Consider the following 14,812-nt stretch of genomic DNA (forward strand, 5'->3'; position numbering starts at 1 on the left):
TCCGCAGTTCAAAGCTATATTCGCGCGAAATTCTCGATACTACGGCGGAACCCGGGGCCTAGTGCTGGCTACTCAGGTCGCTGGGCGGTGAAGTGACCGGACGTTGTCGGGCGCGGCGGCGCTTGCTCGGAGCTGCTGGTTCTCGACCTCCAGGACGTGGACGACTCGGGCGAACCGTTCGTTGCCTGCTTTGAGGTCGTCACGCTCCTGGGTGATTTTCGCCAGCTTCTCTCGCAGTGTGTCGTTTTCGCGATGAAGGTCCTCAGCGAAGGCAGGCCGGGTGTTCTGGGCCTTGACCAGTGCGTTGAACAGGTCCTTGAGGCCGGTGTGCTTGTGGGTCAACTTGTTGCGTAGCAGTCCGGCCTCCGCGGCAAGGGACTTGATCGTCAGCTTGCCGTCCGACCGGAGCGGGACTCCGGCGAGCAACCGGATCATCGCGTCGGTGATCGCGGTGATCTCTTCCGCGTCGGCCGTGCCGCGGCCCCCGGCGGCGGTGGCTGCCTGGGCGAGCAGCTGGCCGATGCCGGTGGCGATCTGAGCTACGGGTCCGGATTTAGGTTCGAGGTCGGTCACTGGGGTGGCTCCGGGGACGGGGTGGGCTTGCTGTGTTCATGTTGGTCGATGATCTTGAGTAGCTTCTGGCGGCGTTGCTCGTGGCGTTGCTGGATGGGGTGGGGGTGCAGACCGGTGTTGATCTCGTCTTGGAGGGCGGCTGCTTCGCGGCGGGCGCGTTCGATGTGGGTGTCTGTGCGGGCGATGTTGCCGCAGGCGGTGTTGCAGCGGTCGAAGGTCGGGGTGCCGGTGCGGCGGCTGGGGTTGCCGCGGTGGGGGTCGCAGAGTGCCTTGAGCGGGTTGTGGTTGCAGGCCAGCAGCGCGTCGTCGTGGTCGAATACCCGTAGTCGCGGGTTGTTCAGCAACGCGCGGTGTTGCCGGGCGGTGAGGTGGCTGCCCTGGAAGGTGGCGGTGAACTCGGCGGCGCCTGCCTGGTAGCGCTCGGCGGCGGGGCCGCTGACGTGTTCGCCGTCGCGCAGGCGCTCGGCGGCGTGAGTCAGGGTGTCAGCCAGGGTGCGAGCTCGTTCGAGATCGAGGATCTCCGTCATGTCCATGCCTGCGCGGGATCCGTATGCCTCACTCATGGTCAGTTGCAAGTGTCCGTATTGGACTCCGAGGGCGACGCGGCCGCCGGGGAGTCTGTTGATGAACCAGCCGACGGTCTGACGGAGTCGAGATAGGACAATCGCTCCGGCCGGGTCGGCTGGGATGAGTTCGTGGTCGCGTTCGTGCTGGTGTGCGAGTTCGTTGGCGAGGGTGACGAACCGTTCGATCCGGGCGGTCGCGGCGACGGGGGGCAAACTCTGGCCCCGCCAGGCAGCTTTCTCGGAAGGCCCGCCAGTGTCGAGCGGGAACAAGAGATCACCCGGATTGGTGAGCCGTTCCAGCACGGCGATAGCCGTGGCGACCGGTGCGATGACGATCCAGGGCTGTTCGCGGATCTCGCCATCGGTGATGGTGTTGCCCTCGTCATCGGTGACACCCTTGAAGTGCAGCCCCGTGACGAGGTGACGGACAACGCCGTCATTGTCGCTGCCCGCTGCGGTGCAGCAGCCGTGTCGCAAGTGGAGCACTTCCTCCGGGCGCATGCCGGAGAGGTAAGACACCACGATCAGGCAGGCGGTTTTCAGGTTCATGACGAGCACCGGGGCCTGGTCGAGGTCGATGCCCTCCAGCCAGGGTTTCGCGTTGATCCGGCCGGTGATCGGGACGTCGAGGTTGGCGCCGTCGTTGAGCGGGCGTTCCCGCAGTTGTGCCCGGTCCCGGTTGATGACGACTCTCGCGGTCTGGATGGAGATGCCGAGGGTGCCGGCGATGTAGCGGACGTTGATAGCTGGCCGTGCGAAAGCCGGGCCGCGGTTGTTCTTGCCAACGCCGGGAATCGGCTGTCCGGTGGCGCGCAGGTGCTCGAAGTAGGCCTGCAGGGTCTGCTCCTCGCCGGGTTTGCGCTCCGGCCGGATGTTGGCGAACAGCCTGGTGTGTTCGTCATGGCCAGCGAGGATGTCGCTGGCGAAGTCGGTGACGAACCGCAGGGCCCAGACCAGCAGAGGCGACATCGTGGCCGGATGAATGGGGACGCGGTGGTTGCGGCCCTTCGATGTGCGGGGCGCGACGAGGTAGTCGTCGGTGCCGTGCTCGTCCCAAGGCGGCATCGGGATCCGGTCCTGGGGCAGCAGGTAAGGGGAGTAAGCCCAGTGCCGGGTCAGGGCGAATAGCTGACGCAAGGCGTAGTTGCGGGTGCGTTCGGCATCGCGCAGAAAGATGGCGTAATCGGCCAAAGTCCCGGCGTCGACCGCAGTCATGGACGTGATCTTCCTGGTGAGCAGCCAGTCCGCGAAGCTTTTCCAGGCGCGGACGGTGTGCCGGAGGCTGCTGCCGGTCAGGCGAGGCCGGCTGGTGGACCCGGGACGAGCGAGGACGATGTCCGGGGTCGTGATGTTAATCAGGGCCCAGGTGAGGCGTTTGAAGGTGTCGCGGAACTCGGCCGGGAACCAGTCCCAGCTCACCGCGAGGCTCGTGGTGGTGGCCTTCGTGTGAAGGTAGGCCAGCTGCCAGGAGCTGTCGCCGAAGCGCGGCAGGTCTGCTGGCTTGACGCCGGGGCGCAGCAGCGCGTCGGGAAGCACCAGGTCTTCCGGGCCGGGATCGACCAGCGTGACGTCCGCTGAGCGAAAAGGGGAACTCACGCGTCGAGCCTCCGATCGAGGACCTGGTCGATGAGAGCCCGGTCGCGGTCGGTCAAGCGGCCCCGCAGCGCCGCGCGCTCGCTGTCGGTGGTGTTGCTGGTGAGCAGGTCGCTGATCCTCGAGTAGTGCCCAGCCCAGTCCGTGCTCCAGATCTGAGGGTCGACCGCGGTTCGCAAGGCTGAGAGGGCATCGTGCAGGTAGATGATGCGCGGGAGGTGGCGGGAAGTCGCCAGACCGTTGTCGCAGCCGAAGCAGAGCAGGAACGACGCCGAACAGGGGCCGGCCGGAGTGAAGGGGCTGTGCTCGAAGTCGAGGCAGGCGCCGGTCGCGGTGTCCAGGTCGCCTTTGACCAGTTCCCGAACCCGCTCCAGCGGCATGCCGGCCTGCTCGGACAGTTCGGTGAGCTCCTCCGGGTCTGGGGTGGGTGAGGCCTTCAGCAGCCGCATCTTGACCATCGTGGCCGCGTGGTCGACTGCGCCCTGCAGGCCGGCGGCGATCACGTCGGCCGACTCGGCGCGAACGGTGGCATTGCGCAGCAGGTAGACGTCTTCGTGGGTGCGCTGGGTGTTCTGCCGGGGGCCGCTGAACAGTGCCTGGTGGGTCCGCCGCAACCTGGCGGCAGCGACATCGAGCCGTCCGCCGTGCGGGGATTCCAGCGCGAGGGTGGCGTTCCAACCGTCGATGGATGACTTCGACGCCCCGATGAGCCAAGCGGACCTGTCCGGCCCGAGGCGTTGAGCTCGGTGCCCGACCAACAGTCGCGAGGTCGGCGTGCCGAGGCGTTGCATGCAGGCCCGTGCCTCCGCGGTGATGGTGACGACTTGGCGCAGGGCGTGACCGGCTGAGCCGTCGCCAAGGTCCACGAGACTGTTGCTGGCGTGCTTGCGTCCCGGGGGGCGCCGGTGCTTGAGGGTGGCGGCCCTGTGGATGGCGACGTCACCGATGCCGCCGTCGGGACGGAAGTCAGGGACATCCATCAGGTCCACAACGGACAAGTTCCAGCCTTCCTCACAGGCCAGCAGCGCCGCGAGCGCGCCGATCTCCAGGCCGCAGGGGAACAGCATCTTCAGGATGCTGGCGTAGCCGCCGGGAATTTTCAGACATGCCCGCTGGACCGGCTTGGTCAGAGTTCCGTCGTCATCGCGATCGAGGTCACCGGTGAGGGCGAGTTGATCGAGCAGTTCACCGACGTTGCTCTCGTCACTGCCAGCCGCGAACTCGCCCGCGCGGTAGCGGGCCAGCAGTGTCAGCCCGGCGGCGATACGCCTCTCGATGCGGTCTGCGGTTCGCCGCGCCGTGGACCGGATCAGCTTGAACTCAGGCAGTGTGTAGGCCTCGACCTGCTTCGACGCCTTGCGCTGGCGAGAGCGCACCTCCGCAGCCGCCCGCGTGTCCGGGGGAAGCGCATCGGTCTTGGCCAGGATCCTGCGGATCACTGAATGGCCCTCCGCTTCTTTCATGGTGCCGGAGAGCAGCCACTGCGACCAGATACCGGGCGTGATCTCGGCGACCCGGGCAGGAGGCACCGCGAGACCAGAAAGGAACGACAGGAATCTCTTGAGGTAGTTACCGTATTTCTCGCATGTCGCGTAGCGGACCCAGGTGCCCGTCGACGAGCACAACCGCGCGAACGCCGTCACCGCTTCCTGCCGCAGCTCCTGCGGCCCGAGAGCCGTGTGGAAGTCGACCTTGCCGAGTTTCTCGCCATCCTCGGCGACCACGGTCACCACGAGTCCATCCGGGGACAGGTTGCTCGGTCGCCGATAGTCCGCGGGCGGGAGCGCGGCTCGACGGCCGGGGCTCATGCGCTCACGTCCTGGGGGATGTCGAGGATCAGACCGGTCTGCTCGGCCAGGCGGGCGAGCAGTTCGTCGGCGCTCTCGTCGCTGGCGTCGTTGAGCAAAGTTTCCAGCTGCAAGCCCCGGACCGGTTCGAGGTAGACCGCCTTGGTGGTCTCCTCCGAGGCGTGGCCGAGCAGGTCCTTCACCAGGGACCACACGTTGCCGTAAACAGTCTCGTAGTACTTGCGCTCCGCGGCGGTCAGGCCCAGGCGGCGGTCCATCGCGTAGTGCAGAGAGATCACCATCTGCAGCGCGAACGAGTGGCGCAGCATGTGCGGCGAGCAGAACACCTTGAGCCCTTGGGCCTTGCAGCGGGCGTTCGCCAGCCCGAAGACCCGGTTCCAGGAGCGATAGCGCATCGGCAGGCCGGTCTCGGTCAGCCAGATCGCCATCGGCTCGATCCCGTGCTCGCCCTCGATGTAGAGCTTCCGTCGGTCCAGATCGTCGAGATCGTCCAATGTGGCCTTACCGGGGCGTCCTTGCTCGTCCACCCACTGCACCGAACCCCGATTGTTGATGCTCCGCACCAGCCAGCGCGCCGGAAGGGCGTCGTAGACCCCGGACCGCTGGGCTCGCGCCACCACCTCGGCCCGGGTGCTCACCCTGTAGGCGTCGATCGCCTTGAGCGCCGAGCGAGAGACGTAGAAGTACCGGTCTGACCGTTTGGCCGTGGCTGTCGCGACGTGGGCGGCGTAGTACTGCTGGGTCACTGTGGTGTCCGGCAGCTCCGTCAACAGCAGCGAACCAGCTTCCCGCCGCCGCAGCCCGCTGCTGATCAGCAGGTCGGCGAACGCGGCATCACGCCCGTCGTTGCGGCCTCGCCAAGTCTCGTCGGGCAAGCCGTCCGCGGTGTAGCCGCGCAACCCGACATCCCGCCAGACCCGGTAGGCCCGGGGCGTCAACCACTTCACGTTGTAGCTGCGGGTGTCCGTGGGTGCCAGCTCCGGCACCTTTATCGAGCTGCCGTCCGGTAGCTGCTTCGTGCGCAGCACCACCGGGCTTCCGGTCATGTGGTGCCGGCTGACCGCCCAGTCGTAGAGCAAACGGAACGCCGCCAGCTCCCGTCCCCACTTCGAGCCGCCGATCCTGCCCGGGTTGTTCCTGTCCCGGCGTCGCCAGTACTCGTAGTCCTCGAGGTCTTCGGCCCGGATCTCGTCCCAGTTCCGATCCCGCTGCCACAGGAAGGTGAACAGCAGGCGGTAGTCCAGCACGTACGACTCCTGCGTCCCGCGCGCACGGGTCGCGAACCTCGAACGCCGGAAGAACTCGCTCAAGCGCGGATCTACTCGGTAGTTCGGTGCCACCAGAATGGGCTGCCGACTTCGGAACCCGAGCCGCTCTTCGCGGTCCGCGAGATCAGGCCACGCATCGCCTTGAGTCAGACCGTGGGGCTCCGCCCCACCGGTCCAGAACAACCGCCACTCGCCCAGCATTCGTTCCAACAACCCCGCAACTTGATCTTGGACAACACGGGGAATGTATACGGAACTCGATGTCTTCCGGGATGACGAGCCTGGTCTCGTCGGCCGCGGCCCGCTCCAGATCCCGCTCGGCGTAGTCGTGCGCTCGCCGCGCGGCCGTCTCGTCACGCACCTTCGGCGGGCAGTCGGCGCGCCGGACCCGTTCCGCGGCGACGACCGGGCCGACTTCGTCCACGAAGCAGGCCAAAGCGGGTGCCGGGGGCTCGGCCACGCGGAGGAGATACGACCGCGCGAGACGTTCGGCTTCGAGTTCACTCATCCGGATGACCTCTCCCGGAAGTTCAGGGCCGCCGCGACCTCATCCGCCTCCGGCTTGTCGGCCCCCTTCAAATCGGCGAGTGTCCATGCGATGCGGAGGCAGCGGTCGGCGCCGCGTGCCGTGATCGCGCCCCTTTCCAACGCGCGGTCCAGCAGGGCCGTGACCTGCGACGGCAGGGCGAACTCACGGCGCAGCGCGGGGCCGGGTACCTCCGCGTTCGTGAGCCAGCCGTGCTCCGCCCAGCGTTTCGTGGCCCGCTCACGTGCCTCCAGCACCCGCTCCCGGACGGGCGCCGACGCCTCGGGCGGCTCACTCAGGTGCGCACTGAGCGCGGACAGCGGACGCAACCGAACCCGCAGATCCACCCGATCGAGTAGCGGCCCGGACAGCCGGCCCAAGTAGCGCCTTCGCACGGTCGACGAACACGTGCAGTCGGCGTCCTTCGCCGGGGCGCAAGGGCAGGGGTTGGTCGCCATCACCAGCTGGAACCGTGCCGGGTACCGAACTGCGCCCTTGACCCTCGCGATCCGTACTTCGCCCTCTTCGAGCACCGTGCGCAGCGACTCCAGCCGTTCCGGGCCGAATTCGCACACCTCGGCCATTTAACCGACTGGAGTTGATCAGCAACGAGGCTTGAGCTGGTGTTTCATGTCGCACCCATGTGTGTGACGTCAGGCTAGCGGGCCCGGACAGTGTCATTGACGAGTTATCACGCGGGGTGGAGGTGGGGCTTCCCTGCCGCGGCGGCCAACAGAACGTCGAACCACTGAACGTGTCCCACCACGGCCGCAACGCCAAGAATCGGGGAGCATCTCATCGATGACACCAGGAAACGCCGGGACGACCTATCGCCAACCAGGTGCCGAGTATCGAGGCTTCAGACCGCAGCAAGCTGAGCTATCTTCCAATTTCGCGCGAACGGAGCGGCGCCTGTAACGTCCGGCGCCACCAGGACGTCATACCGTAAATAGCCCTACGACTGAAGGCGTCCTATGTCAAGAAAGCTTAAGCCGGTTGCGGGAGCACTGGCGGCAGTGGTATCGATCTACCTGGTCAGCGTTTCTCATTTTCCCTTCGTATTAGCTGGTCTGGTCCTCGCATTGATAGCCGCCTACCTCCTGTTTTTTCATCCTCTGCGAGGTCGGCCGCCATATCGACCCACCATTGATGACGACGCTGTCGATAGCGGCGATTCGCCTGCTCGCGCACTTGTCGACCTAGCAGAGCGAACTCATCACGCCCATTCAAGAACAACGTATTATCGACTGCTAGCAAGCCTGGCTCGGCCGCTCGAATTTCAAGAGCGACTGTCAGTTCAATGTGACCTTTCGAATTCCGGGTATAATGCACACTTTTCACTCGACATCACATTCGCCGACTGGGACACACGGTCAGAATCAGGCCAGGCCCCGATTGCGCTGACGCTAGGCGAAAGCCTCCCAAAAAGAGGCGCGAGAATCTACGTTGCCGATGATCGCGAGATAGGAGTTGTTACAAGAAGCGAGGCCAATCAGCTTATAGCACAGCTCGTGCGAGAAGTAGTCCACGAAGATAAATTTTCCCAAGTCTGCTCAATGCCTCCACGCGAATTCCTCGAAAAGGTACTATCGGCTGCACTATTCAGAGGCAGTTGGTCAAGGACAGAAGAGCTACTAAGAGAAGTTAACCATGTGTTTTCATCGGACTACGACTCGCTTTCCTTACTTAAGGACGCGCTACAAACTATATGTCAGAGATCGTTCGTAATCATATTGGTTCCATCTGAAAGCCGTACTACAACGTTAAGATGGAAAACCAGCTTCGACGAGGTCATGGCCGCCGATAGCCGCAGGCCGGTTGAGAGTTTCATGTGGGTATTTAACGAAACCGGAGCCTCTATCGTACCTGGCTCGCCAATTGTGTGGCGCATAAAGAATTCTTTGACTTCGTTGAACCGATGGACTGGAGCTGGATCCAGAAATCATGTTATACCATTAGGTGACATAGAACAGGTGAGACACTACTCATTTTCATTGCAACTTCCACGAGGCTTTTACTTTGCAGAATGGACAGTTGAACCCATACTGGCGAATCCCAGACTTCAGCAGCCCGACTTTTCGACCATTGAAGTAGACGCAGACCAGACTGATCAAAGGGAGTCGTCGATGACTTTTTTCGACCTCAAGACACCCGAGTTGAGTGTCCGAATAGGCGAAATGTTACCGTCTTCAACTTTTATTGCAGCCTGTTCAGCACTCGTTGTCACCATCCTACTCTGGCTTATAGGAACTGCCGCAAAACCCACTGATGCCTTTGGTACTAGTGGCCCGGCCGACATCGATGGGGACATACTAGTCTTCCTCCTGGCCTTTCCTGTTGCCGTAACAACACGCGTCAGTTTCATTACACATAAAGTGGCAATGTGGACTCACAGCGTTGCAGCACGCCTGTCGGCAATTGTGACAGTAATCCTGTGCGCCACCTCTGCAGCACTGGTCCTCTTCGATGAACCGACACCTTTGAGATACCTGCCGCCGAGCTTCCTGGGAATATATCCATGGGAATGGCAATCAATTGTAGTGGCCAGCATCATCAACGCGCTCCTTTGTGCATCCGTGCTACTAAGGGAGGTGGCCTCATTTCGTTCGACATATGCACGTATATCCAGCCATAACTGAAACAGTGTTCGGAACGCCTCGCACCCCATAGCGGCGATCCAGCTGGTGTCACGCGAATCTAGACGTTGCGATCCCAGAGGTTGAGGTAGGAATTGTCGAAATCGGCGAGGGCGTCGACCGTGTCCTGCTTCTTCTGAGCCAGTTCCTGGACTCGGTCGGCGAGCCTGTCTGGCCAGGTGTCGGGGTCCTCGACATCGACGACCGGCTTCTGCTCGGCGGTCACGGCTTGTCCTTGCAGTCCGGTTCGGCCGGGTTCGACTCTTGCTGGTCCTCGGTGAACTGCGCCTCCCGGAGCATGGAGGTCGCGAGCATCACGACGATCAGCGCGTTCACTTCGGTGAACTGTATGAGGTCAGCCTGATGGACAGTGGCATGCCGGTTGAAGCGGGACGGTGTGGGCTCGTCGGTCTGTCCGTTGAACTGATCAAGAGCCGCGAGCACTGGCCAGTAGGTGACAGCTAGGGCCGTGAGGAAAGACATGTCATTGATCTTGTCCTTCACCTTGGCGTAGTAGCCGTGCTTGGTCGGTGGTAGCACCGTTGCCCGCAGGGTGGTGTCGAAAATAAGGGTCGCGAGCGCTTGGGCCGGGCCGAACTGGCCGAGTCGCAGGACGTGGATGGCTTGCTGTAGCAGGCAAACCTGCTCGTCGCTGAACCCTTTCTTCAGTCCATATAGGACTCGGTCACAGTCGTCGAGGATGTCGTTCCGGCGCGAGTTCAGCACGTTGTCGCGTTCAGCGGGTTCGGCGTCAATGAGTTCCGCGAGGATGCTGGCGCGCGGAACCCAGGTCACGGGGATGCCGTGCTCACCGACGACGTCGAGCAGGTCTAGGACGTCGTGCGTTTCGTGGAGTTCGGTCCAGTTGGCCGGGCCACCCTCCACGAGCTGCTGTCGTTGGTGGTCCTGGAGGAGCTCGCCGAGCCCGCTGAGTGCCCCTGCGACCTGGTCGAGCATTGGCCGGAGTTGCAGATCGACGCCGGACAGATCGTAAAACTTGAGGATGCGCGCTGTCGGGATGGCGACTGTCTTCTGCCAGAGAGCAGCGCTTTCGACGACAGTTGCGACGGACGCGGCGATCATCTTCGTCGAGGTGTTGTAGCTTTCGAGCGCCGACCTGACCTGTGCGGAAATGCCGGGGTTCGCGAGAGCCTGCAAGGCGGCTGTGACGTCATTGCCCGGGGCAGATAGTGCGGCGGCGGCCTTCGTCCAACGTATGTTCCCTGTGACGGAGGGGTTGACGCTCGTGGCCGCTTTCGTCCAAGGCGTGCCGAGGTCGTAGGTTCGCGGTTCGGTTGCCCTTTCCGCACTCTCGTCGTTCGGCTCGGTGTCCTGCTCGTGCTGATCGGTCATCGATGGCGCCCTCGGTTCGTGGAGAAGACGACCACGATAGCCCGGGCAGGGTCGCGGTTCGTAGCGTTAATCGGCTTCGGAGGTGGTGCCGGCGGCGATCCGGAGCGGGCGTAGGTGTCGCCCGTTCGTCGGGTCGAGCAGCTCGGCCTGTAGTTCGGAGATCTGCTTTTCCAGGGAGCGGTTGTTGCCGCGGGCGGCTGCGAGGCGGTCCGATGTGGTCTTGAGTTCGCTGGTGAGCGTGCGGTTCTGTTGCTTGAGGTTTGTGTTCTCGGTGACCAATCGTTGGACGGCGTCCTGAGGTAGGTCGAGTTCGAGGTCGCGGATCCGGCCGAGGAGCTCACCAAGGCGGGAGCGTTGGGTCCGGATCTCGTCGTGGGCGGCTTTGAGTGCGTTCTCGGCGTTGAGAGCCCGGTCGCGCCAGAGCAGTTCCGCGGCCTGGTCGGCTGTCTGAATGGCCTGTTGTCGTTGTGCTCCTGCTTTGGCCAGTGCCTCGGTGACGAGGGCTCGGGCTTGAGGATTCTGGTAGAGGAACGCGCGGGAGACGTCTGCCCGGCGGCTGATGGCCTGGACGGTGATCGGTGCCTGATCGCGCGTCATTTGCGTGGTGGTCGCGAGAACGCGGTCGAGCATCGCGCTGACCTTGCGGCGGCGGGCGTCGATCGCTCCTTGGGTCCGTGCCTGCTGCGCGGTCATGCGAGGTCACCATCCTCGATGGCTGGGTGGTCGGCATCGGCGGTCTTCGCCAGATCGTCGGCGAGGAAGCCGACGTTCCAGACCCGGTGGAAGTAGTCCTGCGGGCGCCGAAGGTCGAGCGCGAGGGCCTCTTCGAGGAGCCCGAGCCCCGCGAGCGCCTTCTCGAGTCCGGTGATGGCGAGTGCTGTGGGCTCGAAGACCTTGTGGAGGTAGTCGGCTGTGGCGTCGTCGGGTGCGCGTTCGGCGATCGAGTGCCACTGTTCCTGTTTGCGGCGCCAATAGAGCAGGTCGGCGCCGGACATGACGAACCGGTCGCAGTTCTCGCAGTCCAGCTTCCGCGGGCAGGCTCCGCCGTCGACGACGGGTTGGAAGGTGCAGAAGCCGCCTTCGGACGGGGTGCTGGTGCGGCTGAGGTTCACGGCCATCGCGAGCGCCTTGTGTTTGTCCAGCGGCGCGGTGAGGTCGGTGGAGAGCAGCTTCCCGGGGGTCGGGGTGCCGGGGCCGGCGACCCAGACGATCTGGAGGATGTCGTCGAGCTCGGATCCGGCGACCTTGGTGTAGTGCTCGGCCATCCGCTCGGACACCTGTCCGAGGTATTGCCGGATGTGGGTCAGGGTGGCGCCGTGTTTGAGGAGCTTGGTCGCGAGGGTGTGCCGGGCCTGGTGGGGAACACAATGCCCGAGGTCGAGGCTGTCGACCCATGTCCGGAACGCCCGGTTGAAGCCGGTGTAGGCGATGCTGCGGACGCCTCCGTGGTTCACGCAACGAGACGGGAACAAGGCCAGAGTTGTTCGTTCAGCAGGTGTCGGATTGCGACCAGCGGCGTGTTCGAAGATGACGAGAGTCTTGCGGCGGCGCTCGTCGAGCCGGTTGTAGATCCTTTCGGGGATCCGGATTCCGGCGTTGAAATTGCCGACCTTGGTCTGGTCGTGCCAGAGCATCGGCAAGCCGTTGTAGCGGCCGATGCAGTCGAGACGGAGCCGCAGCACTTCCGAGCAGCGGCGCCCGGTCGCGAGGATGGTTTCCCAGATGTCGCGGTAACCGGCTCCGAGCGGATCGAGCTCCTTGGCGTCGAGGCGGGCGAGGTTGGCCTCGTCGGCCAGCGCGCGGGCGACCTCGTCAGTGAAGGGGTTTCGGGAGATCTTCTTGTTATCGCCGCCGTTCGGGAGCGCGGCGATGAACTTCGGGTCGAGACCGAGTGTCGCGGTCTCGCCAGACGCGAGAGCGTCGGTCAGGATCCTGCGGGCGTAGTTGAAGATGTCCCGCCGCGTGTGCTCGGTGACCACTGATGGCGGTCGGTCGGTGCGAATCCAGCCGAGCTGTGGGAGTTGCTCGCGTTCGCGGTGGCGAATGTCGGCGACGAAACGTTGCATGTGTTCCGCGCCCAGCAACCTCGGATCCTGCCCACCCTTCGGCGCGTCAAGCACCAGGAACGCACTCAGCGCGAGGGCGCCGTGACGGAGACCGTCGAACACCTTGCGTGAGCGAGGACATTTCGACGAGGTGAGCCGGGCGGCCATGTGATCCCAGAGCAGATCCCGTAGCCATCGAACCTCAACGCCGGTGAGGTCGAAGTAGCTGGCGGTGTGCGAGAGCCTTCGGCCGAAGTGCTCGGTCTCGATGAATCCGGCGTCACGGGAGTCCGTTGGAGTGAAGTAAGTCCTCCGCAGCTCGCTTTGGATGTCGCCGGCGATCATCCGGTCCGTGTGCGAACAGTCGTCGAGGTCGATTTCGTCAAGGCATCGGAGGTCGTGTTCTCGGCAGTAGTGCCCAAGTGCCCGGATCCACCCGATTTGCCAGCGCGCGGAGTCCTTGCGCGCGGCATGAGTATGCAGCCCCCACTGCAGTTCCGCTTTGAGCAAGGGGCGCAAGCCCAGCAAGCTGATCTCGCCTTCGTAGCGGGCGGTGCGCGCAGTCCGGCACCACTGCTGGAAGGTCGCTCGATCATCCATCTCGACGGGAGTCGGCAAGCCCTTCAGCTCGAAGGTCCGGACCCAGTTGGCCTGGAGCCGAGCGTTGCCCGGCTTCCCTGCCTTCACGTAGTGAGCCCAGTGCGGGCTGCAGAGCCCAACCGGGTTCTCGGCGAAGTTCACGCAGACGACTGCCCTGCACTGCCCATAGCTGATATAGGGCTCTTGCTCCGCCAGCCAGGCCTTGAAGTTCCAGCCCATCTTGTCGCGGTAGTACTGCCAGTTGTGCTGGTGTCGGCGACAGAGTGTTGTGCTCCGGCTGAGAACAGAACGTCCTGGGCAGATCTGGCACTCGGCAAGCAAGCTGCGGACCCCGTCGAGAGGGACGGCGGTCCGGTTGAACTCGGCACGAGTCGTCCCAGCAGCCTTCGCCCTGCGCCATGCGCGACAGTGTTCCTGACACAAGTCTTTGCCGGGCAACCACTCTTGCGGCCGAGTGCAGCCTTCAATGCTGCAGCACCAGCCGTAATGGGGATGGTGAGGCGGGAACTCGATGACGTCCTGCCGAAAGAGAGGATCGACGGAGGGCCCGTTCAGCAACGTGGTCAGTAGCTCCAACCGGTCGGCCGCGGCTCGGCTCGGTCGTTCCGCCGGGAGAAGTTCAAGATGGACGGTCATTGTTCTCCTGCCCAGACCTGGTTAAGCGCCGCGGCGAACTTCGGGTCGTTGACGTCAGCGTGGCCATAGATTTCGTCGACCGTCGCCGCGGACGCCCAACCGCCAGCCTCGCGGGCGTAGACGCTGTTGCCGCCGGAGGCATCGAGCACACCGGTGGCGAAGCTGTGCCGGAATTGGTGCGGCAGAAGGTGGCCAAGGTCTTGGCTTCGACCGGCGCGTTGGAGCATGCGTCGAGCCCCGGTCGTGGTGAGTGGTTGCCCGGTGCGGGGACCGAACAACTGGACCAACAGCATGCCGTGCGTGGCGTCCCGGGGATATTCGGTGGTCATGTAGTCGAAGTAAGTGGAGATCATCGCCGGGCTCGCCCGGCGTGTCTGACCGCCGCAGACCACGCCGTCAACCACCTGCCACGGATACTTCATCTTGGCCCGGGCCAGGTTGGGGTTCGTCGGCCGGTGGCAGATGTGAATGTGCGGTGCCTGTCCCTGGCCGCAGGCTGCGCCTTCCCGCAGATGCAGGTCGGCCAGGTGTAGCCCACAAAGCTCACCGATCCGGAACCCACCGTCAGCGAGCCAGGTCACGATCATGCGATCCCGAGCGGCCCGGCGAACCTTCACCAGCTCACGGCGTGCCCCCTCCGGCGCCATCTTCGGGTGACGCCGCCGCACTGCCTTGGCCGGCGTGAGCGGGTTCGCGGGCAGCTGTCGCAGTGCGTGCCCGAGGAACGCCCGCTTCCGGTCGGTCTTGGTCGGTAGCCGCGACTGGTCCAGCTCGTCAGCGAGTTCGCGGTTGACACCTTCGACCCCTTGGTGCAGGTAGAGGCCCTTCAAGCACGCCGCCATGACCTCAAGCCCGCTCTGACTGAGCGGACCTTTGTCCACCCGCCAAGGTGCCCCCCGAGGGCCGCGGAACTCGGCACCGACCAGTCCCATGTAGCGCTGAAGATCACGCAACGTCGCCGTCGCCAGCGAAAGCCCTTCGGTCGGCAACCATCGCAGGTGATCCACGAGCATGTAGGCGTAAGTCCGCGCCGTGCCCGGCTCGCAACTGCGCAGATACGCGTCGGCGACCGGATCCACCACGCCGTCAGGCCCTACCAGGGTGTACATCCGACGGCCGTCGCCACGGACGATCTCCTGAACTCTGGCCTGGCCGATGACCAGCTCGGCCATCACTCATCCCCTAACAGGAAACCTTCAAGATCGACA

10 protein-coding genes and 2 pseudogenes are annotated in these 14,812 nt (G+C 64.2%); 1 reads left to right on the forward strand and 11 read right to left on the reverse strand.

What is annotated here, in order from left to right; translation table 11 throughout:
- Positions 1–72: 72 nt before the first annotated feature.
- The 6 genes and pseudogenes from AVR91_RS08945 to AVR91_RS08970 all read right to left on the reverse strand — a co-directional run.
- Entirely contained in the window at positions 73–573 is a 501-nt protein-coding gene (locus tag AVR91_RS08945; protein ID WP_228709162.1) for a hypothetical protein, read from the reverse strand.
- On the reverse strand, positions 570–2,735 hold the full coding sequence (locus AVR91_RS08950; RefSeq protein ID WP_063271561.1) for a hypothetical protein: 2,166 nt from the start codon (positions 2,733–2,735) through the stop codon (positions 570–572). The genes AVR91_RS08945 and AVR91_RS08950 overlap by 4 nt, the downstream gene beginning before the upstream one ends.
- Positions 2,732–4,462, reverse strand: coding sequence for a hypothetical protein (locus tag AVR91_RS08955; RefSeq protein ID WP_143253938.1), 1,731 nt, complete (start codon positions 4,460–4,462; stop codon positions 2,732–2,734). The genes AVR91_RS08950 and AVR91_RS08955 overlap by 4 nt, the downstream gene beginning before the upstream one ends.
- A 74-nt stretch (positions 4,463–4,536) precedes the next feature.
- Positions 4,537–5,850, reverse strand: coding sequence for a site-specific integrase (locus AVR91_RS08960; RefSeq protein WP_063271559.1), 1,314 nt, complete (start codon positions 5,848–5,850; stop codon positions 4,537–4,539).
- A gap of 213 nt (positions 5,851–6,063) precedes the next feature.
- Positions 6,064–6,316, reverse strand: a pseudogene (locus AVR91_RS43715) (DNA-processing protein DprA); the annotation flags it as partial.
- Positions 6,313–6,912: pseudogene (locus AVR91_RS08970) on the reverse strand (ATP-binding protein); the annotation flags it as partial. The pseudogenes AVR91_RS08970 and AVR91_RS43715, both read right to left, overlap by 4 nt.
- A gap of 396 nt (positions 6,913–7,308) precedes the next feature.
- Here AVR91_RS08970 and AVR91_RS42760 point away from each other — a divergent pair.
- Positions 7,309–8,973 carry a hypothetical protein gene (locus tag AVR91_RS42760; RefSeq protein WP_143253940.1) on the forward strand — a complete coding sequence of 555 codons (1,665 nt, stop codon included), beginning with the start codon at positions 7,309–7,311 and terminating at the stop codon, positions 8,971–8,973.
- Positions 8,974–9,031: 58 nt separating this feature from the next.
- On the opposite strand, the gene AVR91_RS43125 is transcribed toward AVR91_RS42760, so the two are convergent.
- The 5 genes from AVR91_RS43125 to AVR91_RS08990 form a co-directional block, all read right to left on the reverse strand.
- Positions 9,032–9,196 carry a hypothetical protein gene (locus tag AVR91_RS43125; protein ID WP_158077393.1) on the reverse strand — a complete coding sequence of 55 codons (165 nt, stop codon included), beginning with the start codon at positions 9,194–9,196 and terminating at the stop codon, positions 9,032–9,034.
- Positions 9,193–10,323: a hypothetical protein gene (locus AVR91_RS08975; RefSeq protein WP_063271558.1), complete on the reverse strand. Its 1,131-nt coding sequence runs from the start codon at positions 10,321–10,323 to the stop codon at positions 9,193–9,195. Before AVR91_RS08975 ends, AVR91_RS43125 begins: the two co-directional genes overlap by 4 nt.
- Before the next feature lie 66 nt (positions 10,324–10,389).
- Positions 10,390–11,016: a DUF6262 family protein gene (locus tag AVR91_RS08980; protein WP_063271557.1), complete on the reverse strand. Its 627-nt coding sequence runs from the start codon at positions 11,014–11,016 to the stop codon at positions 10,390–10,392.
- The gene (locus AVR91_RS08985; RefSeq protein WP_143253941.1) at positions 11,013–13,604 is read right to left on the reverse strand and encodes a tyrosine-type recombinase/integrase; all 2,592 of its coding nucleotides are present in this window, start codon (positions 13,602–13,604) and stop codon (positions 11,013–11,015) included. The genes AVR91_RS08980 and AVR91_RS08985 overlap by 4 nt, the downstream gene beginning before the upstream one ends.
- Positions 13,601–14,776, reverse strand: coding sequence for a tyrosine-type recombinase/integrase (locus AVR91_RS08990; RefSeq protein WP_063271556.1), 1,176 nt, complete (start codon positions 14,774–14,776; stop codon positions 13,601–13,603). Before AVR91_RS08990 ends, AVR91_RS08985 begins: the two co-directional genes overlap by 4 nt.
- Positions 14,777–14,812: the final 36 nt, after the last annotated feature.

Source organism: Amycolatopsis keratiniphila subsp. keratiniphila (assembly GCF_001620365.2).
In the GTDB taxonomy this organism is placed as follows: Bacteria; Actinomycetota; Actinomycetes; order Mycobacteriales; family Pseudonocardiaceae; genus Amycolatopsis; species Amycolatopsis keratiniphila.

Excerpts from the sequence above, each read along its gene's own strand:
- AVR91_RS08990 (WP_063271556.1), bottom strand. The coding sequence starts at position 14,776 with ATGGCCGAGCTGGTCATCGGCCAGGCCAGAGTTCAGGAGATCGTCCGT.
- AVR91_RS08975 (WP_063271558.1), bottom strand. The coding sequence starts at position 10,323 with ATGACCGATCAGCACGAGCAGGACACCGAGCCGAACGACGAGAGTGCG.
- AVR91_RS08980 (WP_063271557.1), bottom strand. The coding sequence starts at position 11,016 with ATGACCGCGCAGCAGGCACGGACCCAAGGAGCGATCGACGCCCGCCGC.
- AVR91_RS42760 (WP_143253940.1), top strand. The coding sequence starts at position 7,309 with ATGTCAAGAAAGCTTAAGCCGGTTGCGGGAGCACTGGCGGCAGTGGTA.
- AVR91_RS08985 (WP_143253941.1), bottom strand. The coding sequence starts at position 13,604 with ATGACCGTCCATCTTGAACTTCTCCCGGCGGAACGACCGAGCCGAGCC.